General features: G+C 66.2%; 28 protein-coding genes. 13 read left to right on the top strand and 15 right to left on the bottom strand.

What is annotated here, in order from left to right; translation table 11 throughout:
* Positions 1 to 75: 75 nt before the first annotated feature.
* Genes AC0IX4_RS20675 through AC0IX4_RS20665 form a run of 3 tightly spaced genes read right to left on the bottom strand, consistent with a single transcriptional unit; the run spans position 76 to position 3,520 of the window.
* Complete coding sequence (locus AC0IX4_RS20675) at positions 76 to 759, bottom strand: SDR family NAD(P)-dependent oxidoreductase (protein ID WP_471830825.1); 684 nt, start codon at positions 757 to 759, stop codon at positions 76 to 78.
* Complete coding sequence (locus tag AC0IX4_RS20670; RefSeq protein ID WP_471830823.1) at positions 747 to 1,928, bottom strand: sialidase family protein; 1,182 nt, start codon at positions 1,926 to 1,928, stop codon at positions 747 to 749. Before AC0IX4_RS20670 ends, AC0IX4_RS20675 begins: the two co-directional genes overlap by 13 nt.
* Before the next feature lie 14 nt (positions 1,929 to 1,942).
* Complete coding sequence (locus AC0IX4_RS20665; protein ID WP_471830821.1) at positions 1,943 to 3,520, bottom strand: ABC transporter substrate-binding protein; 1,578 nt, start codon at positions 3,518 to 3,520, stop codon at positions 1,943 to 1,945.
* 242 nt (positions 3,521 to 3,762) lie between these two features.
* On the opposite strand from AC0IX4_RS20665, the gene AC0IX4_RS20660 reads away from it, so the two are divergent.
* The 7 genes from AC0IX4_RS20660 (at position 3,763) to AC0IX4_RS20630 (ending at position 9,642) form a co-directional block, all read left to right on the top strand.
* Positions 3,763 to 4,797, top strand: coding sequence for an ABC transporter permease (locus tag AC0IX4_RS20660; RefSeq protein WP_235579565.1), 1,035 nt, complete (start codon positions 3,763 to 3,765; stop codon positions 4,795 to 4,797).
* A complete protein-coding gene (locus AC0IX4_RS20655; RefSeq protein WP_042575606.1) occupies positions 4,798 to 5,739 on the top strand; it encodes an ABC transporter permease in 942 nt (313 codons plus the stop codon). It begins immediately after the preceding gene.
* Position 5,740: 1 nt separating this feature from the next.
* Positions 5,741 to 6,568, top strand: a complete 828-nt coding sequence (locus tag AC0IX4_RS20650) for an ABC transporter ATP-binding protein (RefSeq protein ID WP_471830819.1) — start codon at positions 5,741 to 5,743, stop codon at positions 6,566 to 6,568.
* The gene (locus AC0IX4_RS20645) at positions 6,565 to 7,398 is read left to right on the top strand and encodes an ATP-binding cassette domain-containing protein (protein ID WP_471830817.1); all 834 of its coding nucleotides are present in this window, start codon (positions 6,565 to 6,567) and stop codon (positions 7,396 to 7,398) included. The genes AC0IX4_RS20650 and AC0IX4_RS20645 overlap by 4 nt, the downstream gene beginning before the upstream one ends.
* Positions 7,395 to 8,357, top strand: coding sequence for an aldo/keto reductase (locus AC0IX4_RS20640; protein WP_471830815.1), 963 nt, complete (start codon positions 7,395 to 7,397; stop codon positions 8,355 to 8,357). The genes AC0IX4_RS20645 and AC0IX4_RS20640 overlap by 4 nt, the downstream gene beginning before the upstream one ends.
* A gap of 10 nt (positions 8,358 to 8,367) precedes the next feature.
* Positions 8,368 to 9,129 carry an HpcH/HpaI aldolase family protein gene (locus AC0IX4_RS20635; RefSeq protein WP_471830813.1) on the top strand — a complete coding sequence of 254 codons (762 nt, stop codon included), beginning with the start codon at positions 8,368 to 8,370 and terminating at the stop codon, positions 9,127 to 9,129.
* An 87-nt stretch (positions 9,130 to 9,216) separates the two neighbouring features.
* A complete protein-coding gene (locus AC0IX4_RS20630; RefSeq protein WP_471830812.1) occupies positions 9,217 to 9,642 on the top strand; it encodes a DUF4262 domain-containing protein in 426 nt (141 codons plus the stop codon).
* A 39-nt stretch (positions 9,643 to 9,681) separates the two neighbouring features.
* On the opposite strand, the gene AC0IX4_RS20625 is transcribed toward AC0IX4_RS20630, so the two are convergent.
* The 8 genes from AC0IX4_RS20625 to AC0IX4_RS20590 are packed head-to-tail and all read right to left on the bottom strand — an operon-like array spanning position 9,682 to position 16,045.
* On the bottom strand, positions 9,682 to 10,518 hold the full coding sequence (locus AC0IX4_RS20625; protein ID WP_471830810.1) for a methylamine utilization protein: 837 nt from the start codon (positions 10,516 to 10,518) through the stop codon (positions 9,682 to 9,684).
* 24 nt (positions 10,519 to 10,542) lie between these two features.
* Complete coding sequence (locus tag AC0IX4_RS20620; RefSeq protein ID WP_042575610.1) at positions 10,543 to 10,851, bottom strand: cupredoxin domain-containing protein; 309 nt, start codon at positions 10,849 to 10,851, stop codon at positions 10,543 to 10,545.
* Positions 10,848 to 11,189, bottom strand: coding sequence for a cupredoxin domain-containing protein (locus AC0IX4_RS20615; RefSeq protein WP_471830808.1), 342 nt, complete (start codon positions 11,187 to 11,189; stop codon positions 10,848 to 10,850). Before AC0IX4_RS20615 ends, AC0IX4_RS20620 begins: the two co-directional genes overlap by 4 nt.
* An 11-nt stretch (positions 11,190 to 11,200) precedes the next feature.
* On the bottom strand, positions 11,201 to 12,790 hold the full coding sequence (locus AC0IX4_RS20610) for a multicopper oxidase family protein (protein ID WP_471830806.1): 1,590 nt from the start codon (positions 12,788 to 12,790) through the stop codon (positions 11,201 to 11,203).
* Positions 12,787 to 14,097 (bottom strand): hypothetical protein, encoded by a 1,311-nt coding sequence (locus AC0IX4_RS20605; protein WP_471830805.1) that lies wholly within the window; start codon positions 14,095 to 14,097, stop codon positions 12,787 to 12,789. Before AC0IX4_RS20605 ends, AC0IX4_RS20610 begins: the two co-directional genes overlap by 4 nt.
* A complete protein-coding gene (locus AC0IX4_RS20600) occupies positions 14,094 to 14,795 on the bottom strand; it encodes a methylamine dehydrogenase light chain (RefSeq protein WP_471830803.1) in 702 nt (233 codons plus the stop codon). Before AC0IX4_RS20600 ends, AC0IX4_RS20605 begins: the two co-directional genes overlap by 4 nt.
* Positions 14,796 to 14,830: 35 nt before the next feature.
* Complete coding sequence (locus AC0IX4_RS20595) at positions 14,831 to 15,445, bottom strand: thioredoxin domain-containing protein (RefSeq protein WP_471830801.1); 615 nt, start codon at positions 15,443 to 15,445, stop codon at positions 14,831 to 14,833.
* An 18-nt stretch (positions 15,446 to 15,463) separates the two neighbouring features.
* Positions 15,464 to 16,045 carry a MauE/DoxX family redox-associated membrane protein gene (locus AC0IX4_RS20590; protein WP_471830799.1) on the bottom strand — a complete coding sequence of 194 codons (582 nt, stop codon included), beginning with the start codon at positions 16,043 to 16,045 and terminating at the stop codon, positions 15,464 to 15,466.
* A gap of 326 nt (positions 16,046 to 16,371) precedes the next feature.
* Between AC0IX4_RS20590 and AC0IX4_RS20585 the strand changes: the two genes are divergently transcribed.
* Both AC0IX4_RS20585 and AC0IX4_RS20580 read left to right on the top strand, forming a co-directional pair.
* Positions 16,372 to 17,862 (top strand): APC family permease, encoded by a 1,491-nt coding sequence (locus AC0IX4_RS20585; RefSeq protein WP_471830798.1) that lies wholly within the window; start codon positions 16,372 to 16,374, stop codon positions 17,860 to 17,862.
* Positions 17,863 to 17,867: 5 nt separating this feature from the next.
* On the top strand, positions 17,868 to 18,620 hold the full coding sequence (locus AC0IX4_RS20580; RefSeq protein WP_231568761.1) for an IclR family transcriptional regulator: 753 nt from the start codon (positions 17,868 to 17,870) through the stop codon (positions 18,618 to 18,620).
* Positions 18,621 to 18,626: 6 nt separating this feature from the next.
* Here the strand turns inward: AC0IX4_RS20580 and AC0IX4_RS20575 are convergent, their stop codons facing one another.
* Positions 18,627 to 20,528: a flavin-containing monooxygenase gene (locus AC0IX4_RS20575; RefSeq protein ID WP_471830796.1), complete on the bottom strand. Its 1,902-nt coding sequence runs from the start codon at positions 20,526 to 20,528 to the stop codon at positions 18,627 to 18,629.
* Between the two features lie 174 nt (positions 20,529 to 20,702).
* Between AC0IX4_RS20575 and AC0IX4_RS20570 the strand changes: the two genes are divergently transcribed.
* From AC0IX4_RS20570 to AC0IX4_RS20555, 4 genes are read left to right on the top strand one after another with little or no spacing between them, the layout of a single operon-like run.
* Positions 20,703 to 21,368: a nitroreductase family protein gene (locus tag AC0IX4_RS20570; protein ID WP_471830795.1), complete on the top strand. Its 666-nt coding sequence runs from the start codon at positions 20,703 to 20,705 to the stop codon at positions 21,366 to 21,368.
* A gap of 11 nt (positions 21,369 to 21,379) precedes the next feature.
* Positions 21,380 to 22,942 (top strand): class I adenylate-forming enzyme family protein, encoded by a 1,563-nt coding sequence (locus tag AC0IX4_RS20565; protein WP_471830793.1) that lies wholly within the window; start codon positions 21,380 to 21,382, stop codon positions 22,940 to 22,942.
* Positions 22,939 to 23,565: a TetR/AcrR family transcriptional regulator gene (locus tag AC0IX4_RS20560; RefSeq protein ID WP_471830792.1), complete on the top strand. Its 627-nt coding sequence runs from the start codon at positions 22,939 to 22,941 to the stop codon at positions 23,563 to 23,565. The genes AC0IX4_RS20565 and AC0IX4_RS20560 overlap by 4 nt, the downstream gene beginning before the upstream one ends.
* A 56-nt stretch (positions 23,566 to 23,621) precedes the next feature.
* Complete coding sequence (locus AC0IX4_RS20555) at positions 23,622 to 24,005, top strand: DUF1801 domain-containing protein (protein WP_042575957.1); 384 nt, start codon at positions 23,622 to 23,624, stop codon at positions 24,003 to 24,005.
* 17 nt (positions 24,006 to 24,022) lie between these two features.
* On the opposite strand, the gene AC0IX4_RS20550 is transcribed toward AC0IX4_RS20555, so the two are convergent.
* The 3 genes from AC0IX4_RS20550 to AC0IX4_RS20540 are packed head-to-tail and all read right to left on the bottom strand — an operon-like array spanning position 24,023 to position 26,459.
* Entirely contained in the window at positions 24,023 to 24,841 is an 819-nt protein-coding gene (locus tag AC0IX4_RS20550) for an ABC transporter permease (RefSeq protein ID WP_328811421.1), read from the bottom strand.
* The gene (locus tag AC0IX4_RS20545) at positions 24,841 to 25,653 is read right to left on the bottom strand and encodes an ABC transporter permease (protein WP_042575955.1); all 813 of its coding nucleotides are present in this window, start codon (positions 25,651 to 25,653) and stop codon (positions 24,841 to 24,843) included. Before AC0IX4_RS20545 ends, AC0IX4_RS20550 begins: the two co-directional genes overlap by 1 nt.
* Positions 25,650 to 26,459 carry an ABC transporter ATP-binding protein gene (locus AC0IX4_RS20540; protein WP_471830790.1) on the bottom strand — a complete coding sequence of 270 codons (810 nt, stop codon included), beginning with the start codon at positions 26,457 to 26,459 and terminating at the stop codon, positions 25,650 to 25,652. Before AC0IX4_RS20540 ends, AC0IX4_RS20545 begins: the two co-directional genes overlap by 4 nt.
* Between the last annotated feature and the right edge of the window lie 16 nt (positions 26,460 to 26,475).

Here is a 26,475-nt window from a genome sequence, read left to right as displayed (position 1 = left end):
CTCGTACCGCCCTTCCTCTTGTTGCGCGAACCACGCATACAACTGTAGCCCAGTTGCGTGTTTCGCGCAGGTGGTTCACAACGACGCTCCCGCGCACTGCACGATCGCCTGTCCGGTGATGTTGCGACCGAGAGGGCCGAGCAGGAAGCCGATGAGCCCCGCGACCTCCGACGGGTCGATGAAGGCTCCGAGGGGCGGGAGCTTGGGCGGAGTGTGCGCGCGGGACGGATCCCCCAGCATGGCGGTGTCCGTGGGTCCTGGCGCGACGACGTTGACGGTGATGCCGCGGGACACCAGTTCTATGGCCCACGACCGTGCCATGCCCGTCAGCGCGGACTTCGTGGCGACGTACTGGCTCTTGCCGGCATTACCGGTCATGGTGCGACTTCCGACGAGGACGACGCGGGCACCGGGCTCCAGAGCATCGACCACGCCGTTCACCAGGACCTCGGCCGCGGCGACATGGACCTGCCACATGTCGCGGAGGTCGTCGACGTTCAGCGACCCGAGCGGTGCCGAACGCTGCAGTCCCGCAGCGTGAACGACGGCATCGACCGCGGAGAGGCCCGACGCGACCGATGCCACCGCGTCCAGATCGCCCAGGTCGGCCTCGACCCACGTCAGGTTGTCGTGCTCGAGCTGTGGCGTCCGACGACCCAGCCCGGTGACGCGCCACCCGTCGTCGAGAAGCGAGAGTGCTGTGGCCGCACCGATTCCCGAGCTGACGCCCGTGACGACGGCGTGCTTCACGACAGCCACTCCGGCTGCACCTCGCAGTACTCGATGGCCTGACGGAAGCGCGTGAAGGCCACGTGCAGCGTCGGACCGTCGGCCACGATGGACGGGTACGAGAACTCGCGGTTCAATCCGTCGCGGGAGTTGTTCGACAGGCAGTACCCGTCGCCCTCCTCCAGGTTTCGGCGCACCGGCCAGGTGACACCGCGATCGGATGAGATCGCCAGGGCCATCGGCGCTCGGGGTGCGCCCCAGAAGGCGTGCCGCGGGTCGCCGTCGTCCAGAGGCGAGTCTTCCTCGACCGTTTCCTGCTTGTCCGCGATGCCGTGATCGTCGATCTCGTCGTACAGCGACAGTCGGCGCGCCGTGGCGTCCTCACGACTGGACTCGTTGTACACCAGGGCGAGTCGATCGTCGGCCAGCACGACGAACTGCACCGACGAATTGTTGTTGGGCAGCTCGGTGGGGACGGGAGCGCTCCACGTGTCACCGTCGTCGTCGGAGACGGAACGGTAGACGTGGTCCGCCCAGCGGCTGCGGTAGAGGGCGACGAGCTGACCGTCGGACACCCGGCCGATGTTCATGTGGACGCACCCGATGCTGTCGGGAACGACCACCTCGCGCCACGTGGCACCGTCGTCGTCCGACACCATGACGCCGGAGTAATCGCGGTCGCCCACCCACTTGCGTCCCTCGATGCGGACACAGTGGAAGACGGGCAACAGAATTCGGCCGGACGGCAGCGTGACCATGGGCTGGCGCACGAACACGCCACCGGCCTCGGTCTCCGGGATCAGGACGTCGGTCTCGCCCCAGGTGCGCCCGCCGTCCGGCGAGATCCGCCGCAGCACCCGTGCGGTGTCCTGGTTGCCGGCGTGCTGCGAGGTCCACAGCAGCCAGATCTCACCGGACTCACGCACGTTCAGCACGGGATTCTGCTCCGACCGCGTCCCGTCGTCCGACAGCCGGATCGGCTGCGACCACTCGTCGCCGTCCCGTCGGCAGAACCACACGCTGATGTCCGGAACGCCTTCCTGTGTGCCGGCGAACCAGACGCATGCAAGCGAACCGTCCGGCAGCACAGCCAGATTGGCCGCGTGGTTCTGCACCTCGGGCGGGGTCAACAGCGCATCACGGCGCCCGGGCTCGGCGGTGGGGCGGACGATGCCGTCGGCATCCAGTGTGGTGGTCACGGGGATCTCCTCGATCAACTGACGAGTGTCGCGGCGGACAGGTTGTAGGAGTTGGTGGGACGCAGGGTCACATCCTGGATGCGTTCGCGACGCGCCATCACCGACTTGGGAACGAAGGACCACAGGCAGGGCACGGTGTCCCAGATCTGGCGCTGTGCATCGGCGAGAAGCTGAGTGCGTCGGGTCTCGTCGACCTCCTCGGACGCACGCGCGATGGCCGCGGCGATCTCGGGGAACATGTACCCGTGGTAGGTGTCTCGGGTCTGCTCCTTCTCCGGGGTGCCGGCGTACATACCCTGCATGATGGTGATCGCCAGTCCTGTCGGACTCGGGAATCCGTTGCCCAGGACGTCCCAGTCGCCCGCCTTGCCCTGACGCCACTGCATGATGTCGCCGCCGGGCTCGAACTGCTGCAACGTGGTGCGGACGCCGATCGCCGAGAACATCTGGACGACCGACTCCATGATGTCGGTGTCGGCAGCGAACTCGCCCGACTCCCAGATGATCTTGAGTTCCAGATCGGAGATGCCGAGAGCGTCGAGCTCGCCACGCGCCCGCGCCGGGTCGTACGTGTACTCCCCGGTCTCGATGGCGCCGTCGAGGATCGCGGGGATGACGCCCTTGGACGCGGTCGCCGATCCCTGCATCACCTGGTCGATCAGCGCCGGCCCGTTGATGGCGTACGTCAGCGCGCGGCGCACCCGAGCATCGGCGAGCGGATGGTCGGCAGGCTTGCGGAAGTTGTAGAAGAGCTGATTGAGCCGCACGCCGTCGACACGATCGACCACGACGTTCGACAGGCCCTCGAGCTGGTCCGCCGCGTCGGGCGTGATGGAATCGATGACGTCCACCTCGCCGCTGCGCAGCGTGACGACGCGCGAGGACTCCTCGGGGACGAAGCGCACGCGCACCGTCTCGATGTTCGGCGCCGGGCCCCAGTAGGAGGTGTTGCGTTCGAGCGTGTAGTTGCCGGTACCGCGATCGGCCGACGTGACGACGTACGGGCCGGAGCCGAGACCGGTCTGCAGTTCCTCGGGCTTGTTGTCCGCGGCCGGCGTGATGAGGATGTTGGACATCAGGTAATCGAGCACGGGGACGGGCTTGGTGGTCAGCAACGAGAAGCTGGTGTCGTCCATCTGCTCGACCGTTGGCCACTCCGGGAAGAAGCCGCCGACGAACGATCCGTCGACCTCGCTGTACATCCGGATGGCCGTCGCGACGTCCTGCACCTGAACGGGCGAGCCGTCTGAGTACACGGCGCCCTGACGCAGGTGCACGAACCAGCGGGTGGGCTCGACCAGATCGAAGCGGTCGGCGAGGACGAGCTGCGGCTTCAGGTTCGCGTCGATCTCGGTGAGGGCCTGGCGCACGCCGCGCTGCACCGTGAGGGCGGCGTCGAATTGGTTGAGCTTGTTGTCCAGGCTCACCAGCGACCGGTTGAGCGCCAGACTCACCGTGGTCGGGCCCGGTGTGCCGGTAGGCGTGGCGCACGCACTGGCACCCGCGCCCAACACCACGCCACCACCGAGCAGCATCCCGCCGCGCAGGAGATTGCGACGGGAGAACTGCTGGTTGAACGGTGATCTGGTCATCGTCGACCTCTCTTCGAACTTCGAGCGTCATGAGGGGCTGCGGGTCAGGAGCGGAGCTGCACTGTGACCGCAAGCACACCTGGACTGTACGCAGGTCTGCACACAACACGCAACTACGAATTGCTACTTGCGTGATTCGCGCACAAGTGTCATTGTGAGCTGAGTTACATCGAAGCCCGCGCTCGTGACCAGCCAGCGCAGAGGCATCTCCCGAAAGGTCGTTCGATGCACACCACGAACACATGCGCAGTCCGACGGACGGTGACCCGGTGACCGCCGGCATGATCACGCCCGCCGACGCGCCGGCCGCCGAACCCGCGAAGACGAAGTCGAAGTCCGCGGGCACTGCGCGCTACATCGTCAAGCGGCTCGGTCAGAGCGCGCTCGCGATCTTCCTGACGCTCACTACGGTGTTCGTGCTGATACGTCTCGCACCCGGCGACCCCGCCTACGCGATGGCGGGCCCGCTGGCTTCCAGCGAGGACATCGAGCGGATCCGTCAGAGCATGGGGCTGGACCAGTCGATCATTACGCAGTACCTGAAGTACCTGCAGGGACTGCTGCAGCTCGACCTCGGGACGTCGTACTCGTTCCAGGCGCCCGCCTTCGACGTGGTGCTCGATCGACTGCCCTACACACTGACGCTCACGGTCGCCTCGATCGGCTTGACGACGCTTCTGGCCATCCCGCTCGGTGTCTGGATGGCACGCCGCGCGGACACCCGCCGCGAACTGGGCGCCAACGTCGTCACGATCGCCGGACAGTCGATGCCCGACTTCTGGACGGGCCTGATGCTCATCACCATCTTCGCTGTGGTGATCCCGATCTTCCCGGCCGCCGGCTTCGCCACGTGGTCGTCGCTCGTCCTGCCCATGGTCACCGTCGCCATCCTGCAGATCGCCCTGATCTCCCGCATGGTGCGTCGGGAGATGGTCGGCGCCTTCGGGTCCCAGTACGCGACGGTGGCCCGCGCGCGCGGTGTGTCGGAGCGGAAACTCATCTGGCGCTACGCATTGCGCAATTCGTCCATCCCGGTCCTGACCGCCCTCGGCACGCGCTTCGCGTCGATGCTCAACGGTGTCGTGGTGGTCGAGGTCGTGTTCGCCTGGCCCGGTGTCGGATCGCTCGTCGTCCGCGCACTCGAGACCCGCGACTACCCCCTCATCCAGGCCACCGTGCTCGTCACCGCGGTGCTCGCCGTCCTCGTCCAGCTCCTCGTCGACCTCTGCTACCCGCTTCTGGACCCCCGCGTCCGCCTGGGGAAGGGAACGTCCTAGATGACCACAACACTCGAGCCCCCGCAGGCGGAGCGCCCGTCGGCGGTCACCGCGAAGGACATCGCCAAGGCAGGCTCCACTCGGCGCGCCCGCGACAGCCGACTGAAGATCTGGGTGGGCAGCGTCTGCGCACTCGTCGTGATCCTCCCCGTCGCGTTCGCTCGTGTTCTGCCGCTGCAAGATCCGGACGCCACCGACCTCGGTGCCCGCCGTCTCGCACCGCTTACCGACGGCCACCTGTTCGGAACCGATCAGCTCGGACGCGACCTTCTCGCCCGCGTTCTCTACGGCGGCCAGGTGTCACTGCTCGTCGGCATCCTCGCCGTGCTGGTCTCCGGACTCATCGGCCTGACCCTCGGCTCCATGGCCGGTTACTTCGGCGGCTGGGTCGACACTGTCATCAGCCGACTGCTCGAAGCGCAGCTGTCCCTGCCGCTGCTCATGATGCTGCTCCTCGTCGTCGCCCTCTTCGGGCCGTCCATCCCGGTCATCACGTTCGTCATCGCGATCGCGCAGTGGCCCGAAATCGCCCGCCTGACGCGCTCTCTGGTGCTCGTGGAGCGCGAGAAGCCCTACGTCGCCGCGTCGCGGGTACTCGGCCTCGGCAAGGTCGCCATCCTCACGCGCCACATCATCCCGAACGTCATCAAGCAGACCTCGCTGGTGGTGCTGCTCCTCCTCGCGCAGGCGGTGCTCCTCGAGTCCGCCCTGAGCTACCTCGGCGCCGGACCGCAGCGACCGTTCGCCACGTGGGGCCGCATCATCTCCGACGGCCAGGACTACATCACGACGTCGTGGTGGCTGGTCACCCTGCCGGGCCTCGTCATCGTGCTCCTCGTCATCGGCGTCAACCTCCTCGGCGACGGTCTGCGCGACCGTCCCGCCGGCTCGGGCCTCAAGGCTCTGCTGGGGCGCTTCGCCATCTCGGGAAAGAAGGCCTGACATGACCGAGTCACTGCTCACCGTCGACGAACTGCAGATCGAGCTGGTCACCGACAACGGCATCGTCCGCGCCGTCGACGGGGTCTCCTTCGACATCGCGCCGGGCGAGACCGTCTGCATCATCGGCGAGTCCGGCTCCGGCAAGTCGACCACCGCCATGGGGATCCTCGGGCTGCTGCCCGACGATCTCGCGGTCCTCTCCGGCCGCGCACGCTGGAAAGGGACCGACATCCTCGGCGACGACAAAGCGCTGCGGAAGGTCCGAGGAGCGGACATCGCCCTCATTCCCCAGGACCCGATGACGGCCCTCTCCCCCGTTCACACGGTGGGGTCGCAGCTGCGAGAAGCCATCCACCACAGCGGTGTCCGCGGCAAGTCCGCGCAGACCACCCGCGCCGTCGAGCTGCTCGATCAGGTCCACATCGTCAACCCGGCGGACCAGCTGAACAGGTACCCGCACCAGTTGTCGGGCGGCATGTTGCAGCGTGTCCTCATCGCATGCGCCCTGGCTGCAGATCCCGACCTCATCGTCGCCGACGAACCCACCAGCGCACTCGACGTCACCGTCCAGGCCAGCATCCTCGACCTCATGCTCGAACTGCAGGAGCGCACCGGCATCGGCATGCTGCTCATCACCCACGACCTGGGTGTGGCCCGGCTGATGTCCGACCGGATCCACGTCATGAAGTCGGGACGTTTCGTCGAGAGCGGCGACGCCCAGTCGATGGTTCGCAATCCCCAGAACGCCTACACCAAGAAGCTTCTCGACGCGGTCCCCCAGCTGGGCACCTGGTCGGGCGCACCCGCCGATCAAGGAGTCCCGGCATGAGCCTGTTGACCGTCGACGACCTGGTCGTCGAGTATCCCGTCTCCACCGGCACCTTCCGCGCCGTCGACGGCGTCAGCTTCAGCGTCGACAAGGGCGAGACCCTCGCGATCGTCGGCGAGTCCGGCTGCGGGAAGTCGACCATCGCCAAGTCGATCGTCCGGCTGCTGACACCGACGTCGGGGCGGATCCTCGTCGACGGGGTCGACATCGCCCGGATGAAGGAGCGGGCCCTCAAGCCCTTCCGCTCGCGCGTGCAGATGGTCTTCCAGGATCCGTACGGTTCGCTGGATCCGCATCTCACGGCCGTCGACATCGTCGGTGAGCCGCTGCGCCTCAAAGGTGTTCGCTCCAAGGCGGACCGGGCCCGACGTGCCGCCGAGCTGATCGACCAGGTCCAGCTGCCGGCGTCGTCCCTGCACCGCCGACCGGGCGAGTTCTCGGGGGGCCAGCGTCAGCGCATCGGCATCGCGCGTGCCCTGGCGTCCGAACCCGAGATCCTCGTGTGCGACGAGGCCACCAGTGCGCTCGACGTGTCGGTGCAGGCGCAGGTGCTCGACCTGCTGCGCACCATCCAGCACGACACCGGCATCACGTACGTCTTCATCTCGCACAACCTCGGCGTGGTGCGGGAGATCAGCGACAACGTGGTCGTGATGCGCAAGGGCGGCGTGGTCGAGAGCGGCTCCACCACAGACGTTCTGACCAACCCGCAGCACCCGTATACGGCAGCACTCCGCGCCGCGGCACTCGACCCCTCCACGATGGAGGGCGTCAAGCCGCGCTACGTTCTGTCGGGTCGACCGGCACCTACCTCTGGAGTTCCCGCATGATGTTCGGCTCCCTGTCTTTCGGCCCGATGGTGCTGGGCACCATGACCTTCGGTGACACGGTCGACCTCGAGGGGTCGCGCGCTCTGCTCGACACCGCACTCGACGCCGGCATCACCCACATCGACACCGCCAACGGATATGCGGGCGGCGAGTCCGAACGCATCCTCGCGCAGTTGCTCGCCGGTCGACGCGACGAGGTCACCCTCGCCACCAAGGGCGGCATGTTCCTCGGTGACGCCGACGGCCACTCGCCCCTGTCGCCGGAGGGGCTGCGGCTCGGACTCGAGGCCAGCCTGCGCCGGCTCGGCACCGACCACGTCGACCTCTTCTACCTGCACCAGCCCGACCGCGCGTCGTCGCTCGAGGACACCCTCGGGACCGTCGCCAAGTTGGTGGCAGAAGGCAAGGTGGGGGCGCTCGGCGTCTCGAATTTCGCTGCTTGGCAGATCGCCGAGGTGAATCGCGTGTGCGACGAGGTGGGTGCGCCGCGACCCGTCGTCGCGCAGCAGCTCTACAACTTGCTGGCCCGCCGCGTCGAGGAGGAGTACGCCGAGTTCGCGGCCGTCAGCGGCATCACCACGATGGTCTACAACCCGTTGGGCGGCGGCCTCCTCACCGGCAAGCACTCGTTCGACGAAGCGCCCGGCGAGGGACGGTTCGGCGACTCGCGCCTGGCCGAGATGTACCGCGAACGGTACTGGAATACCCAGATCTTCGACGCGATCACGCGCCTGTCCGCGGTGGCGTCGGACGCCGGCATGCCGCTCACCGAGCTCGCCCTGCGCTGGTTGCGATCGAAGCCCCTCACCGGACCGATTCTGTTGGGCGGCTCCAAGACCAGCCACCTGCAGGCCAACATCGACGCCCTGGGCCGCGGTCCGTTGACCGACGACGTCGTCTCCGCGTGCGACGAGGTCGGTGCGGCACTGCGCGGTCCCATGCCTGCCTACAACCGATAGGAAACCCTTCATGTCTGCCGCCGATTTCGCCCGTCGCATCCGTTCCCGTGAACGGGCACTGGGCTACTGGTCCGTCATCGACTCCCCCGTCTCCACCGAGTGGCTCGCCCACGTCGGGTGGGACTACATCTGCCTCGATCTGCAGCACGGCCTCATCGGTTACGACGGGATGTTGCGCGGCCTCACCGCCATCGACGCGGCGCAGGGCCCGGCCGGACTCGTGCGGGTCGAGTCCAACGACCAGACCTACATCGGCAAGGCGCTCGACGCCGGTGCGCGCGGCGTCATCGTGCCGCTGATCGACACCGCCGAGGACGCCGCCCGCGCCGTCTCCTACGTGCGCTATCCCCCTGCCGGCGTGCGCTCGTACGGCCCGATGCGCTCACAGCTGCGCGTCGGCCCCCTGCCCGCCGACGCGAACGACGGTGTCGTGGTGCTCGCGATGATCGAGACGCCCGACGGCCTCGAGAACGTCGAGGCCATCTGCGCCGTGCCCGGACTCGACGGCGTGTACGTCGGACCGTCGGACCTGCGCATCGCCGTCGGTGGCGCCTCCCCCTCGGACAGCTCCGTGGACGACGTGTTCGACGCTGCTGTGGTGCGAGTGCAGGAAGCTGCCGCCGCTGCAGGTATCGCGGCCGGCATCCACACCCCCTCCGGCGAGGTCGCAGCGAAGCGCCTGGCGCAGGGCTACACCTTCGCGACCGTAGCCTCGGACCTCACCCACCTCAAGGCCGTGTCCGAGGGGCACCTGAAGGCAGCGCGGGGCTAGTAGTCGGCGCTTCTGTCGGACCACCGCGCTACCTTCTCCCTCCGCATCGACTTCCGGGGGGAATTTATGTGCAACGGGTGCATTTCTGTGCCAGACATCAAGAAGAAAATCGCTCGCCATGGGTGGGCGGTGACGGCGGTCGCGGGTTCAGGACACGAACACCCCGACTTCGCCTATACGACGGGGCTCACGGAACGCTCACTGCCGGAGCTGATCGTTTACGGACTTCCGCTACACCTCTCGGGCAGCCTGCTCAACGACATGGCGACGCAGATGGTGGCGGGGTTCGGGTTGACGTCGGGGATCATGATCCACAGTGCGTCGGGTGAGGAGCCCGACATCGTCGTCATCCAGGTCGTCACCACGTCGGACATGGTGGTCACCGACGCCCTGTATACCAATTTCACTGCACTTCAACTGGTGTGGCCGGATCTGGACGGCCACTTCCCGTGGGAGCCCAAGTACTCGATCTGCGAACACCAGCAGCCGCTCATGGGCGTGGGGTGGGTCTGATCGGTGCGGCCGACGATTCCCGTCGGCCGCACCGACCGATCACAGGGCTGCGATGCCTGCGTAGACAGCGAGTCCCACCAGGACCGCTCCTGTGAGGGCCTGGACCCGACGGTCGACGAGGCACATCAACGACAGGAAGCCGGGCATCGATCCACCGCGTCGGGTGTGCAGGATCGCGAGCGCACTGGGCATGCACCGACCGAGGGAGACTGCGACGAAGACCGCGGCGCCCAGGGTCGGCGAGCCGACCGCGGCAACCCCCAGCGCCATCAGGTAGTAGGCACTGGACCTGATGTAGATCAGGAAGCCGGGGCCGATGATCGCGCCGAACAGCAGCGACACCTTCCACGGTTCCATGCTCCGACGGAGGTGGCGCGGAAGTTGCTGTCGACGCATCGGAGTCGGCATACGGAGGACGCCGAGTTCGTGCAGTCCGTACAGCAGTGCAAGCGTTGCCCATACGCCGAGAAGGAGGCCCACCGGCACTGAACCGAGCGCCAGATGTCCGAGAACGCCGACTGCGACACCGGTCACCGAACCCGTGGCTACCGATCCCAGCGCATGCCACCCCAACCGTCGCATCGGAGTCGACGACCCCGCGCGGCCGGGCTGTTTGGGGGCCACGACGACGCCGGCGACGGACATGCCGCACGTCGACCAGTTGGCGGCCAGAGCGGTGACGGCGCCTGCGCCGACCACTGTTCCGGTCAGACCCACCGAGGGACTGGGTGCCGTTACGAGTGCCGCGCCTGCGCCCACGGCTGCCAACGCCGCAGTCAGGCCGGCACGTGTGCGGACCCCGACGGATCCGGTCAGTGTCGGACGCATCTGCGGCATGTCATGTTGCAGCGCAGTGTGGTCGATGATGGTGGTCATGGTGCCTCCAGTTCTTCGGTCACGTCAGCCGACGTGGATGGTTCCTGACATGTAGGGATGGATGGAGCAGTGGTACTCGACGTCCCCGGCCTCCTCGAAGGTGAACCGGAAGGTGCTGTCGCCGTTGACACCACTGTCGAACACGCCGTCGGCATGGACCTCGTGCAGCAGACCCCCGTCGTCGAACGTCCACTCGACGGTGCCGCCCACCGGGATGTGCACCTCCCGCGGTTCGAACCTGATGTTGCTGATCAGCACTGTCGCGTCGACATCGGGCTCCGACGTGCAGCCCACGGCCAGAAGCAGAACGGCAACAGCGACAACGGTTCTCACTCTTCGACGATCACTGTTCCGAGCATCATCGGGTGCGGAGTGCAGTGGTAGTCGAAGGTCCCGGCTTCGTCGAAGGTGTAGGAATAGTCGCCCTCGGTCAGAAGCTCGCTCGTGAACAGGCCGCTACTGTCCTCCACGACGTCGTGCGGCAATCCGTTGTCTGCGAATACCCACTGCACCGTCTCACCCTTCTTGATGGTGACCGACGCGGGGTTGTAGCTCATGTTCTCCACCGTGACCGTCGCAGCCGGCGCCGCACTCCCCTCCTCCTCGCTGCTGCAGGCGGTGAGCCCGAGAAGTGCCGACAGGGTCGCGAGAAGTACCAGAAATCTCTTCATGACTGTGCCTCTCATCTGATGTACATCATGTTCGCGGTCATACCCGCTTCGAAGTGATAGGCGTTGTGGCAATGGAACATCCACTCCCCCGGGTTGTCCGCGTCGAACTCGATCGCCAGGGAGGTGCCGGGGAGGACGTTGACCGTGTCGCGGCGCAAGCCGCCGTAGTCGGGTATCGAAAAGGTGTGTCCGTGCGTGTGCATCGGGTGCCACATCGTGGAGGTGTTGGTCATCGTGATGCGCACGCGCTCGCCCTGCTTCATGACGAGCTTGCCCGCATCGGCTCCGGCCATCGCCCACACGTAGCGGTCGCCCGCCTGCAGCAGATCGACCCGGTAGTCGCGGTCCACCGGCTTCGGGGACAGAACGACACTCTCGGCCGGACGGAGATCACTCTCGAGAACGAGCTGCCGCGACAACTCGGGGATAGTTCCACCCACATCGGGGTTCGCGAGAGGCGCCGCGTCGGTGCTCCGGAGAACTGTCGACGCGTATCCCGGTCGGCCTTCGACCGCGGCGACGACGGGCCACGCACCGGAGGCAACGGTCACCATGACGTCGTAGCGCTGCGCCATGCCGATCAGGATGGCGTCCGTCTCGGTGGGCACCACGTCGTAACCGTCCACTGCCACCACGGTCAGCCGGTGACCGGCGACGGCGAATCTATAGGGCGTCTCGGCACCCGCGTTGATGATGCGCAGTCGCAACCGGGATCCCGGCGCGGCCTCGATCACCGCCGGATCGTTCGGAGGTCGGCCGTTGACGAGGTGCATCGGGTAGGCGATGTGCTGGGTCATACCGCCGAGGACGGCGGAGTCGCCGTGTCCGCCCGAGGTCAGTGACGTCGCCACCGCCGCGTCGTCGGCACCGATGGGAGCCGGCATGGCTGCGCCTCCGCCGTGGCCGGCATGTCCGCCGCTGAGAGCGGGGTTGAGAGCGGCCATCACGGCGTCGGGTGTCGTTCCCATCCCGTCGACCCAGTCGTCCAGCACGAGAACGGCATCCGCGTCGGCACCCGATGCATCGTTCGGATCTTCGACGATCAGAGCACCGAACAACCCGCGGTCGGCCTGCAGTCCCGAGTGCGAGTGATACCAGTAGGTTCCGGGATCAGGCGCGACGAAGGAATAGTCGAACGTAGATCCCGACGCGATGGCCGCCTGCGTCACCGGTGGCACACCGTCCATGTCGTTGCGGACGCGGATGCCGTGCCAATGGATGCTGGTGTCGGCGGGGACACCGTTGCTGACCGACGCGGTCAGAGTGTCTCCCGCGCTCAGCCGCAGTTCCGGCGCAACGGCACCGGCGCCGTAGGTCCACGTGTTCACCAGTCGGCCGCCGAGGTCGACGGTCGAGAGACCCGCGGCGAGTGCGAACGAGGCGGTCCGGCCTGTCGACGACCGCGCTGCCTCGGCCGCCGCAACCTCCGGGTCCGTGGGCGAGATGTAGTCGAGCTTCTCGCCGGAGCCGGATGCAGATCCGGAATCGGAACTGCATCCGGCCACACCGAGTGCGCCGATTCCTGCCAGGCCTACGCCGGCTGTCGCCAAGGACAGGAACCGTCGGCGATCGAGCATCGACCGGGGTGCCGGTCGAGTCATTCGATCACCTCGGGAGTGATGAGCGTCGTCACCGCGTTCACGTTGCCGTCGAGGTCGACGGACGAGACCTGCTCGCCGCTGGTGGCATCGAAGCCGACCAGCTTCTGCGGAGCTTCACCATCGACTTCCGCGCCGTCGCCCAGCACGTAGAAGGTACGACCGTCCACGCTGTACGCCATGGAGGTGAAGCTCTCGATCCCGATGTCCGCCAACGAGTACGACCGAACAGGTGCGAGGTTCGCGGCGTCGAACACCACCACCTTGGCCACCGAACCGCCACGTGCGGAGTCCGGGTGAACGATGCTGTCGGTGTACGTGACGGCGAGACGAGTCCCGTCGGCATTGATGACATTCTCGGAGAACCGGCCCGACGGATCACCGGCGTTGCCGACGGGAGTGACGGGTGCGGTCGGAAGGCCGTCGGAGAAGTCGAACACGAAGACGTCACCGTTCTCGCTCACGAGCAAAGCCTTCGACGCGTCGGCAGCGAACGTCGTCTTGCGGGCGCTGACGAAGTCGTCGGGCAGGACCTTCTCGCGGCCCACCTCGGTGGGCACTCCGTCGTCACCGATGTTGATGTGCAGCAACTCTCGGGTGTCTTCGCACACGCTGTAGAGATCGTGACCGACCATCCACGTGAACGGTCCACACCCCACGATGCGAAGAGCGCCGCTTTCCGTGCCCGCTTCCAGGTCGACCACCCTGATTCCGTAGAGGCCGTCGTCCCAGCTGACGAAATACTTGCCGTCCGAGGTGACGGCGTTCGAGCCTTCGCGCGAATGCACTCGGGCTACATCGGGAAGGACGGCTTCCTTCGGTTCGAGCAGGTTGCCGGAGTACGTACTGACGACGAAATCCGCAGCGCCGCGGGATCCACGCGGGCGCCAGACCTCGGCCGCGAGAACGGCAGGGTCACTGGGGGTCTCGCCGACGAAGCCGTGTACGACGGGATCCCAGATACCGGGGCCGACAGTGACACGGGTAGTGATGTCGCCGGACGCCGGATCGATGGCGTTGACCGTCATCTCGAGTTTGCCGAAGCCGCCCTCGATACCCAGAATCTGGTCGGCGCCGATCGGCGTGATCTCCCCGACGTGCAGCGGTTCGGGGATCTCGCCGGTGATTTCCTGGTCCTCGGTTCCGAGCCCGATACCGTCGCCCGGCGCCGTGAACTCGACGCTGGGATAGGTCACGTCGGTCGACGACGCGGCGTCCTCGGTGTCGTCGCTCGAGGAACTGCACGACGTCACGGCGAGCAGAGCGGCCAGGGGCGCTGCGACGAGCAGCGCGGAACGTGGTCGCCTCACGAGCCCGCACCCACCTTGGGCCGTGCCGCCGGACGTGCCTGGCAGTCGGCGCCGACGATCGGCGCCATGGTGCACGTGTACGCCTGGGATTCGTCCGATACGCACCAGATGATCTCCTGGTCGTAGCTGCCGCTGACCGGGTTGTACATCGTCGCCTGCATGTCCGGTTCGCCGCAGAAGGCGTTGGAGCAGCTCGGTGCACCGCAGCAGTCGTAGTAGGCGATCAGGTAGGTTTTGTCGTCGGCCGGGTTGGTACAGCACCCCACCCAGAACTCCGCACCGGGCTTGGACCCCGGGGCGCAAGTGGTGAGTCCACCGCCTTCACATGCAGCACAGGATGTTCCGTCCATACTGCACCACCGCCAGTAGTCGCATTCGGCCGGATTGGATCCGGTGTACTCGGGCACCTGCGGTTCCGGGGTGGGCGCCGCGGGAGTTTCCTGGGCGTAGGCACGCGAGACGGGAAGCGAGCTCACGACGGCGACTCCCGAGGCTCCCAGCGTCCAGCGGCCGATCCTCGAGATCATCGATCGGCGCGACACGCGTTCGGACAGTCTGCGGCCGGACCTGCTGGCGAAACTCCCGCCTCGTCCTGCCATCCACTCCGCCTGCTCGGCGACGGTGTTCTCGTCGACAGGGAAGCGCTGCTCGGTGCCGGCCGCGGACTGGGGATCGTGTGGGTGCGAGTGTTGGTCCATGTGCTCTCCGCTCGAGAAGTGGGGGTGGGAAATGGTCAGGCAACGCCCGCGCGGTTCAAGGCGGCGCGGGTGTGGAGGTGCTGGAGCGACGGGGTGTCGGATTCGAGTGCGTTGAGCAGACTTTCGACCTGGGCCATGTGGTTGCAGAGGCCCTTGGCCTTGATCTTCCCGTGCTGGTCGAGCATCACTCCGAAAGGTGTGGTGCCCACCTGGTACGCGATGCCGACGTCGCGGCCGTCGACGTAGCTCATCTCCGAGCCGATGCCTGCGCCGGCGAGGAACTCGGCGTGCTCCGCGGGGGTGCCGTCCGAGATCATCACGATGTCCAGGTCGCCTTCGCCCTTGGCCATCGACTTCATGCCCGGGAGAAGGGATTTGCACGTCGAGCATCCAGGTGCCGTGAAGAGGAGCAGCTGCGGACGGTCTCTGTGTCCGCCGACGCTGACAGTCCGACCGACGTGGTCGGTGAGCCCGTGGAAGGTCGGCCCGACCTGTTCGATCTTGGGCCCCGTGTCCATCATGCGAGCCCCCAGTGGACCGAGCCGCACCTGGACGCGGCCGATCTCCCGAGCGAGACCCAGAATCATCAACAGCAGGACGGCAACGGCAACGGTCAGGACGAGAACCATGGTGACGAGGAAGACGGTCATCGAAGAGCCTTTCGGAAATCAGTAACGGCTGACGGACGAGGTGGCGCGGAACTCGATCGCCGCGTTGGTGAGGTAGTCGTCGATAGGGCGACGGCCGAAGGACATGACGGACCTGGCATACATCGCGACGCACACCATGCCCACGACGAAGAGTCCGACGGCTGCACCGACGACACGGTCGACGACACCGAGCTGGGGCGTCGCCGTCACCACTGCCGCGGCGAAGGCGAACCCGGCGGCCCGCGCGGCGTGCCACCACCCGATGTGCGGGATTTCGTCGCCGCCGGCGGCGAAGGCGAAGCACCCGCAGTCGAGGTCCCGGCGACCACGCGCCAGGTTGACTGCCAGTCCCGCGAAGAACGCCGCGAACAACGCTGCGGCGGCGAGACCACTGAGGAACGGTGCGATTCCGAGAACCAGCACGCACCCCACTGCCACCTCGGCTGCGGGCAATGTCCTGCCGACGACGGTCGCGGCCGCGTCGGGAAGCAGTCGGTAGCCCTTGACAGCGCGTACCGTCCTGCCGTCGTCCTTCAGTTTCGGAACTCCGGCGACGAGGAGAATCCCGCCGACGATGCTCGACAGCGCGGCCCAGAGCATCGCTGCCCCCTCTCGTCCGTGTCGACGCCGTCCCGTCGATCGGTCCGGCTGAGAAAGAGCATGAAAGGCGGATGCGTCGGAATCGCTGCGTGTGCGTTACGTGCTGCGCTGCTCGACATGGACCCCGAGTTCTCGCGTAAGGGCAGCTCAGAGCTCCGTCACGCGCGGTCGTGTGGACGACGTCACCTGGCGAGCGCCGGCGATCCGCGACTTTGACGACCGATTCCCACTTGGCGCACCCACCGCTGTCATCACGGAAACATGAAGGAAACGGTCGAGTCGTACAGTGCGTTTTCCTGATGCCCGACGACCCGAAGGACTGATCGATGAACACCAGCTCGCTTCGGGCCGCGCTCGATCAGGCCGCCGCAGCGGATCACTCGTCCACTCCTGTGTACTCGCCGTTGAGTGCACTCGGACGGCGCCGGCTGACTCCGATCGACTTGTTGGGTCAGTCCCTGTCCACGATGGCGCCCGCCACGTGCATGGTGTTCATCGCGCTGTGGATGTCGACGGTCGGCGCCGGAGTCGGTGGACTGCTCGCGATCATCGGCGCCACTCTGGTCATGGCACTCGTCGCCTTGTGCATCCGCCAGTTCACTGTGCGACTCGCCGCGTCGGGGTCGCTCTACAGCTTCGTCGCGCACGGACTCGGACGGCGTGCGACGTTGACGACGGCCGCGGCCCTGCTGGTCGGATATCTGGGTGTGTCGATCTCCGTGTTGTCCAACGCCGGCGACAACCTGATGCGCGTGGCCGACGTGACGGGTGTCGGCCTCGGCGGCGACTACACACTCGCGGCGTGCGCAGCGATCGCCGTCGTCGTGGCGCTCATCGCCGTTCGGGGCGTCCGATTCGCCACACGGACGATCCTCGTCATCGAGTTGTGCACTCTCGCAGTGATCGTCGTGCTGCTGTTCCGTGCACCTGTCGCCGTAGACGTGTCGACGCAGTGGTCGGCCCCTGTCGGATTCGCCCTGTTCCTTGCGATGCAGACGGTCCTCAGCCTCGCAGGCTTCGAGAGCGCGGCATTCTTCGGTCCGGAAGCACGGACTCCGCTGCGCTCGGTGTCCCGCGCCGTCCTCCTGTCTCCGATTCTGGTGGGAGTGCTGTACGTCTTCGCCGGATGGGCGGGAATGACAGGCCACGCGGGCACTCTGCTGAACGCCTATTTCGGCGGCGTCGATTCGGGCGCCGGCTCGCTGCTGGTCGTCGCCGTGAATGTCGGTGTGTGCTCGTCGTGGATAGCCTCCACGCTCGGATTCGCCCAGGCCGGTTCACGACTCGTGTTCTCGATGAGTGTCGAGCGCATCGTTCCTGGCGTCTTCCGACATGTTCACGCTCGATGGAAGACGCCCTACGCGGCGGTCATGGTGTTCGTCGGAGCGTCGATGATCGGCGCCTTGTTCCACGACCCCGACGAGGTGGCGAGCAGATACGACGTGGTGGTCGAGGTCGCGCTCATCCTGGGATACACGATGGTCGCGTTCGCCGCGGTCAACTTCCTGGCGCGGATCGGCGAACACACGACGTGGACCCGGCTGTGCGGTGCCTTCGCGGCCGGCGCGGGAACCAGCCTTCTTCTGTTCGTCGTGGTCCAGTCCCTCGATACCTGGTTCTACGTGGCGTGGTTCGTGATTCTCGGCGGCTCGGGAACGGCGTGGTACGCGATCCTGGAGCGTTGGCGACCGGCCAGCATCAGGTCGATCGGGGTGTTCGACAGTATCGAAACTGCCGATCTCTTACCGGGGTCCGCAGAGCTGGCCGTCGATGCGGACGGCAGGCCCGTCCTGAGCGCTCCTCGTCACGGGCGGTAGCGGTGGTGACGCAACGCAACGACGCACAGGAGCGCACAGGCTTCGGCGGTCAACAACCCAAGGCCGTGCAGAAGGCCCTCGCGATGCTCGAGGCCGTGGCATACCTGGGCCCCGGTGCGACCGCCAAACAGATTGCGGGACACACGCATGTCCCACCGGCAACCGCGTATCGCATGTTGAACTTCCTGGTTGCCGACGGCTTTCTGGTGCGCGTTCCGGACCTGTCGGGCTTCGCGCTCGGAAGGCGGACCTCGGAACTCGCCTACGCTGCCACCACATCTGCGCCCACCCGGACGGTCGCCGACGTTCTAGGCGCCATGCGGACCGAGACCCGATACGGCCTCTACGTCGCGTCGTTCCGCGGCGGGGCTCTGCGCATGGTGGACACCGACCCCGATCACGAGCCAGTGTCCGCCTCCACGATCATGCGGAACCCTCACGCCCACGCCGTCGGAAAGCTGATGTTGGCGTACTACCCTCGGACGCGGGAGCCGTTGCGCGCCATCACCTCGCACACCCTGGTCGACGACGTCGACCTCCGCGCTGATCTCTCGACGGTTCTCGCTACGGACATCGCCGTCGAGAGCGACGAATCACGTATCGGACGAGCGGCGTTGGCGGTGCCCCTGCGAGATGCGCACTCCGATGTCGTCGGCGCTCTGTGCCTGCAGGGGGCGTCGGGCAGATTCACACGGGACAGTCGGGATCTCGTCGACTTCCTGCGTGCGGGAGCCGAGGAGCTCCACGGGTTGATCTAGCCTCGATCAGGAGGACACCCGCTGCTCGACCACGTAGTCGTCGAGGTCGGCTTCGCGTGTCATCTGCCAGTAGTCGACGATCCTCCAGGGCAACGTGGAGACCACGCGGCCGGCGTCGTTGCGGTACCAGTTGTCCATCCCCTCGTGGGTCCAGATCATGCGGGAGTGCGCGTCGTCGTGCCGCCGGACGTAGTCCTGCTCCACCTCGTGCTTCACCTCGACCACGTCGATGCTCTGCTCGGTCATCGTGGACAACAGGTCGATGATGTAGCGAACCTGGCATTCGGCGATCGTGATGTAGCTGCCGCCATGTCCCAGAACGGTTCCCGGTCCGCAGGTGATGAACAGGTTCGGGTAGTCGGGCACCGTGATTCCGAGGTAGGCGTGGGCGTCCTCGGGCCCCCACGCCTCGCGGATCGACCGTCCCGATCGGCCCCGGACGTCGATGGGGGTGAGCAGCTTGTGAGTCTCGAATCCGGTCGCGAGGATGACGACGTCGACCTCGGCCGCGGTGCCGAAGCGTCCTCTGACATGGCGGGAGTCGATGGAGGTCACCGACTCCGCGACCAGCGTGACGTTGTCGCGTGTCAGGGCCGCGTACCAGCCGTTGTCCAACAGCATCCGCTTGCCGAAGGGTGGGTAGTCGGGCAGCGCCTTGTCGATCAGGTCCGGCCTGCCGGCGAGCTCCTTCTCGATGTACCGCGTGAAGACGCGGCGGTGCGCATCGTTGACCGCGTTCACCGACGCCGATGGGTGCTCCCAGTCGGGATCGACCTGCAGTGAGGGATGGACGCGGTCGTTGAAGTTCCACGCGAGTCGTGCCCGATACCAGAGCCGGTAGAGCGGGACGGTGTCCATCAGGAAGTTGACGTCGTCGTCGATGGGCTCGAAGTAGACATCGCTCGACGCGACCCACTGCGGCGACCGCTGGAAGACGGTCGCGTGCGCCACGATCGGCGCGATCGCCGGAAGTACCTGCATCGCACTGGCTCCGCTGCCGACGATGGCAACGCGTTTGCCCGTCAGGTCGAGATCGGCCGGCCACTGAGCAGTGTGGAAGATGGGGCCCTCGAACGTCTCCAGCCCCGGGATGGGCGGCACCTTCGGCTTGTTCAGCTGGCCGGTCGCCGTGATGACGACCGAGGCGGTGAGGACTTCGCCGGTCGTCGTCTCGACTCTCCAATACCGCTGATCCGCATCCCACTGCGCCGTCGACACCTCGGTATCGAATCGGATCCGCTCGTTCAGATCATGCTGCGAGGCAACATCTCTGAGGTACTGCCAGACTTCGTCACGCTTGCCGAAGTGCGACGTCCAGGCACTGGGCGCGAACGAGTACGAGTACAGGTGGCTCGGGGTGTCGACACCGGCACCGGGGTAGGTGTTCTCGAACCATCCACCCCCGACATCGGAGTTCTTCTCCAGCACCACGTGCTCGATCCCCGCCTCGCGCAGCCGGATCGCTGCCAACATTCCGGAGACACCCGCGCCGATGACGATGACGGACAGATTCGTTGCGGCGGAATGCCGGGGTTCCGGCCGGGCGAACCCCATGTCCTCGGCGATCATCTCGGCGAATTCCGCAGGCACGGGTTCACCGACGGCCGCACTGATCATCTCGACCAACTGCTCGCCCGACGGTGTGGGGACTGCCACCGGAGCGCCGTCGGACCACGCGACGATCGCGTCGACGGCCGCGGTACGGATCTCGTCCGCGATATCGGGGCCGAATCCGCCGCTGTCGTTGTCGTCCATGCCCCGGCTGCGCGTCGGGCGGTACGGCGCTACGAGCCAGCGCCGGTCGCCTGTCAGTTGGTAGAGCACCGCGACAAGGCTGGGCATGTTCGCGGACTCGACCGCGCGACCTACTCGCGACCGGTCGATGACGGGTGTTTCGGACGTCGACACGTGCCCTCCCTCGGCGGTCCATCCGGGACCTTCCTCGAACTAACCACAGTTAGGCAACAGTCGGCAAGAGGTCCCGATGACTCGGACGATCTGCCCGAGAAGTCTTGACAATGTGTCCTGCGCCACAGCATGCTGCGATATACAACCTAACGGTGGATAGGCGAAGGGACTCTCATGGAACTGGTCGAGGCAATGCGCACCACAGGAACGTGTCGGCGATACAAGAGCGACCCGGTGCCGGACGAGGTCTTCCGCAGTGCCTTCGACCACGCCCGCTTCGGACCCCAGGGCGGCAATCGCCAGCCGGTGCGCTGGATCGTCGTCCGCGACGCTGCCCGTAAGCAGGCCCTGCAGGATCTCTATCTGCCGATGTGGGACGCATACTTCTCCGGCATCACGGGCGGCACCGTCGCCGTCGGTGCACTCCCGAAGACCGTGCAGGATGCCGACTACTTCGCCCGCCATCTCGCGGAGGTCCCCGCAATCGTCGTCGTGTGCGCGGCGCTCGACGGACTTCACCCCACCGACCACGAACTCGGCCGACTGTCCGTCGTCGGCGGAGCGTCCATCTACCCCACCGTGCAGAACCTCTGCCTGAGCCTGCGCGATAAGGGCGTCGCCACAGCCGTGACCACACTGCTGTGTCACGAGGAGCCCGCGATCCGCGAGATGCTCGCCATTCCCGACGACTACATCACCGCGGCTCACATCGCCGTCGGCTACCCGGAGAAGAAGTTCCCCACGAAGCTCACCCGCAGCCCCGTGGAGGAGATCGTTGCGCTGGAGTCGTTCTCGCAGCCCATGTTCACCGACACTCTGTCCACCGCTCCGGCGATCTGACAAGGACTCTCGTGCCCGGACTCGCCCCGCAGCATCGTTCACTCACCGGCCGCGCCACTATCGGAGATCAGCTTCGACGGCACGCACGGACCCAGCCCGACAAGACGGCCTTCATCAGCTACGACGCCGACGGAGCGCGACAGGTCACCACCTACGGTCAGCTGGACAGCCGCGCCAACCAGTTCGCGAACCTGCTCCTCGACATGGGCGTGGGTCCGGGCGATCGCGTGGCGTCCATGGCACGCAACAGTATCGACGTCGTCGTTGCGTACTACGGCTCGCTCAAGGTCGGGGCCGCCTTCACCGGAATCAACGTCCTCTACCGTGCGCCCGAGGTGCGGCACCAGCTCGAACACGCAGAACCCACGGTCGTGGTAGCAAGTTCCGAATTCGGTGACATCGTGAGAAGCGTTCTGCCGGAGGACACGACGCTGATCCTGTTCGGGGAAGAGTACGCACGCCTGACCGCCGAGACGCCGGACAGCGAGCCGGTCGTCGAGATGGACGAGAACGACATCGCGATGGTCATCTACACATCGGGGACGGAAGCTGCGCCGAAGGGCGTGATGATTCCTCATCGCAACTTCCTGATCTCGACTGCTCCGGCATGGAGTTGGGGGCTGCGGACCGGTCCGGAGGACACGTGGCTCTTCGTCATGCCGTTCCACACCATTGCCGGCCTGGGATCCATGACGACATTGACGCTGATGGGCGCGACACTCGTTCTTCCCGCGACCGCCGACCCCACGACGTCGCTTCGGATCATTGCCGACGAGAAAATTTCCGTCATCGCGCAGACCCCGACGTTCTACTTCGCCCTCGCACGCGAATCCACGTTCGGTTCCGACTCGGTCGGTCAGGTCCGCCGGTGCCTCACCTACGGCGGCCAGGTATCGCCGAACACCATCTCCGCGTGGGCGTCTGCCGCGCCCGAGGCCATCTGGGGAACCTACTGGGGGCAGTCCGAACTGTCCCAACTCGGCTCGGTGGGATGGTTCAGTACTCTCGACGACATCCCGGAAGGCGACGCCTCCTGGATCGGCAAGCCGGTCACGCACCTCGAGGTCAAGGTCGTCGACCCGGACGGACAGGAATGCGAGATCGGCGAGTTGGTCTGCCGCACACCGTCGGTGATGCTCGGCTACTTCAAGGACGAGGCGAGGACGGCCGAGGTCTTCCGCGGCGGGTGGGTGCATACGGGCGACATGGTGCGTGTCGACGCCGCGGGGAACCTCTTCTTCTACGATCGCATGAAGGACATGATCAAGTCGGGGGGTATGAACGTGTCGAGCCAGGAGGTGGAGCGCGTCATCCACGCCCATCCGCAGGTGGCGCGGGCAGCTGTTGTCGGCATGCCGGATCCTTACTGGTCCGAAGCGGTCACCGCGTTCGTCATCGCAGCGGAGGGAACGACGCCCGATCCCGACGCCATCATCGAGTTCTGCCGCACCGAGCTGGCGTCGTACAAGGCGCCGAAATCGGTACACGTGGTCCGCGAACTTCCGGTCGATGCGCAGGGCAAGATCCTCAAGCGCGAGCTCCGCGCCATGGCCGTCGTCGAGGATCCTGTGTGAGCACGCCCGACGACGGACTCGACGCACCGCGGGCCATCCGTAGCCGTCGCCGCAAGACCGACATCGCGTCCACGGCCGCCCAGATCTTCGCCCGTGACGGATATGCCAACGTCGGCATGCGGGACATCGCCGACGCCGTCGGCATCCGCGGCGCAAGCCTGTATCACCACTTCACGTCGAAGGAAGAGATCCTCTTCGCCATCTGCCTGACGGTGACTCAGGAGCCGGCAGACGACACGTTGCCGCTCCTCGACGCCCCCGGCACGCCGACCGAACGCCTGTCGAGTCTGGTCAGGGCCCATCTGCGGCACCTCACACGGCGGCGCGTCGAGTACATCGTCGGCCTGCACGAACTGGCATCGCTGATCCCGGAACACAGAGCCACGATCGAGGACTATCGCCGCCGATACCAGCGTCGAGTGCGCGACGTCATTGCGGCAGGGATGCGGACCGGCGAATTCACCGTGCCCGACGCCCGCCTCGCCGCGTTCGCGATGGTGGACATGCTCAACGGCATCAGCGCTTGGTACCACGAGGACGGTGACATGAGCATCGACGACATCGCCGATGCCTACGTCGATCTGGCCGTCGGACGGCTGCTCGGGGGAACTCCACACACCTGAGGGCCGAAACTGCTCAACGGCCCTAGTCTGTCTTCCAGACCGGACGAAGGAGCGACGTGGAACCCAGCGACGAGATCGACGCACTGATCGCCCGACACCCCGATTGGCGCGGTGCCGCCCTGGCGGAAGCACGACGGGTAATTCTGTCGGTGGACGACGGCATCATCGAGGGCTGGAAGTACATGGGCTCCCCCGCCTGGGATCTCGACGGGCCACTCATCGTCGGCGACATCTTCAAAGCGAAAGTGAAGCTCGGCTTCCAGTACGGGGCATCGCTCGACGACCCGGAGGGCATCTTCAATGGTGAGCTCGGCGGGAAGCAGCGGCGCTCGTACGAACTCTTCGAAGGTGACGTCGTCGACGCGGAGGCATTGGCCGGGTTGGTCCGTGCGGCGATCGAGCGGAACCGGAACAAGAAGGCCGAGTCGCGCAAAAGATAGCCCCCGCAGCCCTATACTCAGCCCCCGTACTTGGACGTCACCCGGTTCTCGAACCACTGCAACGCCATGGTGGGCGGCAGCGCCATCACCAGAATCAGCACCACGGTTCCCATGATGTTCTCCATGCGGATCAGGCTGACGTTGCGTAGCAGTTCGTACCCGATGCCGCTCGATGCCGAGAACATCTCGGCGAGAAGTAGACCCAGGAACGCCAGACCGAAAGTCATGCGCATACCCGTCGCGAGCGAGGGCAGCACCGACGGAACGACGATCTGCCGCACCAGCCGTGGCCAACTCACCTGCAGAGACGCGGCCATCTTCAGGTGGATCCGCTGCACGGACGCCGTGCTCTCCACGGCGACCAGGAACATGGGAATGAAGGCCGCGTAGAACGCGAAGCCCGCGCGACTCAGCTCCCCGATACCCAGGAACGACAGGAAGATCGGGTAGAGCACGATCTTCGGGATGCTGTTGATCGCATAGAAGATCGGGACCACCGTGCGGGCCCAGAACGGGGTGAGCCCGAGCGCGAGGCCGAGGAGCGACCCGACGATCGTGCTGCCCAGGAAGGCGAGCACCAGGATGCGGAGCGAGTCGAGCACGTTTGCACGGAAGTCCGGATTCCCGAGATCGGCGACCAAGGATCGCATCGCCTCGAGCGGCGTCGGGAAGATCAGACTGTCGGCGACGACAGCCGACACCCACCAGATCACCACGGCGAGCACTGCCACCACGAGCGGCGGCACCACACGACGTGCGGTGTGCACACCTCGACGCCGGGGCGCTACGGCCGGCGCGGCGATGGTCGGGGGCAGAGTGGCCACGGAGCGACTCATCAGCGACGCCTCCAATCGAATCGGTTGAGGGCGGCGGAGATGCCGAACGTCGCGATCAGGGCGATGGCCGCGACCACGAGGATGCCTGCGTACATGTCGGCGATATCGAAGCTGTCGTACGCGATGGAGATGAAATGCCCGAGACCCTGTGTCGACAGGATGAACTCGCTGGCGAGCACCGAGATGATCGCGTAGGAGAGCCCCAACTTGAGGCCTGTCACGATGTTGGGCAACGCGTACGGCAAGAGAATCGACCGAAAGTACTGCCAGCGGCTGAGCATCAGCGTGGTGCCCAGTTTGGTGACGATGGGCGACACGGCGTTGAAGCCAGTTCGCGCGTTGAGGGCCACGACACCGAACGCGAAGATGGTCGACAGAATGGCGATGGGTGCGACGCCGGCACCGAACAGCACCACCATGATCGGGTAGAGCGCGAAGGTGGGCACCGCGTAGTACACGTTCAGGTATGGCTGGAACGCTCTGTCCCACAACTCGAATCGCCACAGAACGTAGGCCGCGGCCACCCCGAACACGGAACTGAGCACGAACGCGACCACGATGATGCCGAGCGTCCGCCCCAGAGCGTCGACGAGGAAGTCCGTCTCGGTCAGCAGTCGGAGGGCGGTGAAGAACATGTCGGACACCGGAACGATGTCGAGGGGGGACGCGAAGAATCGTGCCGCGATATCGACGGCCACCAATGCAGCGACCAGGATGACCACGGTCCACCCCCACGCCGGTAACCCCAGTGACGTGGCGGGTGCCGGCCGCAGATAACCGGGAACGACGGAGCTGCGTTCGGTGGTGCTCACGGCTCGATGCTCATCGTCTTCTTGGCCTCGTCCCGCAGCGTCGACCAGATGCGCTCGTGCAACGCGACGGCATCGGGACTGGCCAGCACGTCCTCGGACCGGGGCCGCGGCAGATCGATCGGTACCTCGTCGATGAATCGGCCCGGGCGGGCGCTCATCACGAGCACGCGGTCGGAAAGCAGCACGGCCTCCTGGATGCTGTGCGTGATGAACAGGACTCCGCAGGTGAGCTTCTCGACGATCTTCAACAGCTCGTAGGACATCACGAGCCGGGTCTGCTCGTCGAGAGCGCCGAAGGGCTCGTCGGCGAGAATGAGATCTGGCTCCATCGACAGGCACCGTGCGATGGCGACGCGCTGTCGCATACCGCCCGACAGCTGCGTCGGGTAGTGTTCGCCGAATCGCGCGAGCCCGACGGTCGCGAGCAGCTCGTCCGCGCGCTCGCGGCGCTCCTTCTTGCCGACTCCCCGCACTTCGAGTGCGAAGGCGACGTTGTCGCGAATGGTGCGCCACGGCAACGTCGCGGACTCCTGGAAGATCACTGCTGTCTTGGTGCGCGGTCCACTCATCGGCTGGTCGTCGATGGTCACCGTACCGCTGTCATGATCCTGTAAGCCTGCGAAGATCTCGAGAAGTGTCGACTTCCCGCATCCACTCGGACCGACGATCGACACGAACTCACCGCGCCCGATGGTCAGGTCGATCTCGTGCAGGGCGGTCACGTCACCGAAGTGTCGGGAGACCGAGGAGGCGATGGCTATGGCCGACGACGTCTCGGGTCGGGGTCTGGTCGCAGCGTGGGTCACGTCGATACCTTCTTCT

Source organism: Rhodococcus sp. AC861, assembly GCF_979256035.1.
Note: the sequence above shows the minus strand (reverse complement) of the source record. Positions and strands in the feature narration are given on the sequence as shown.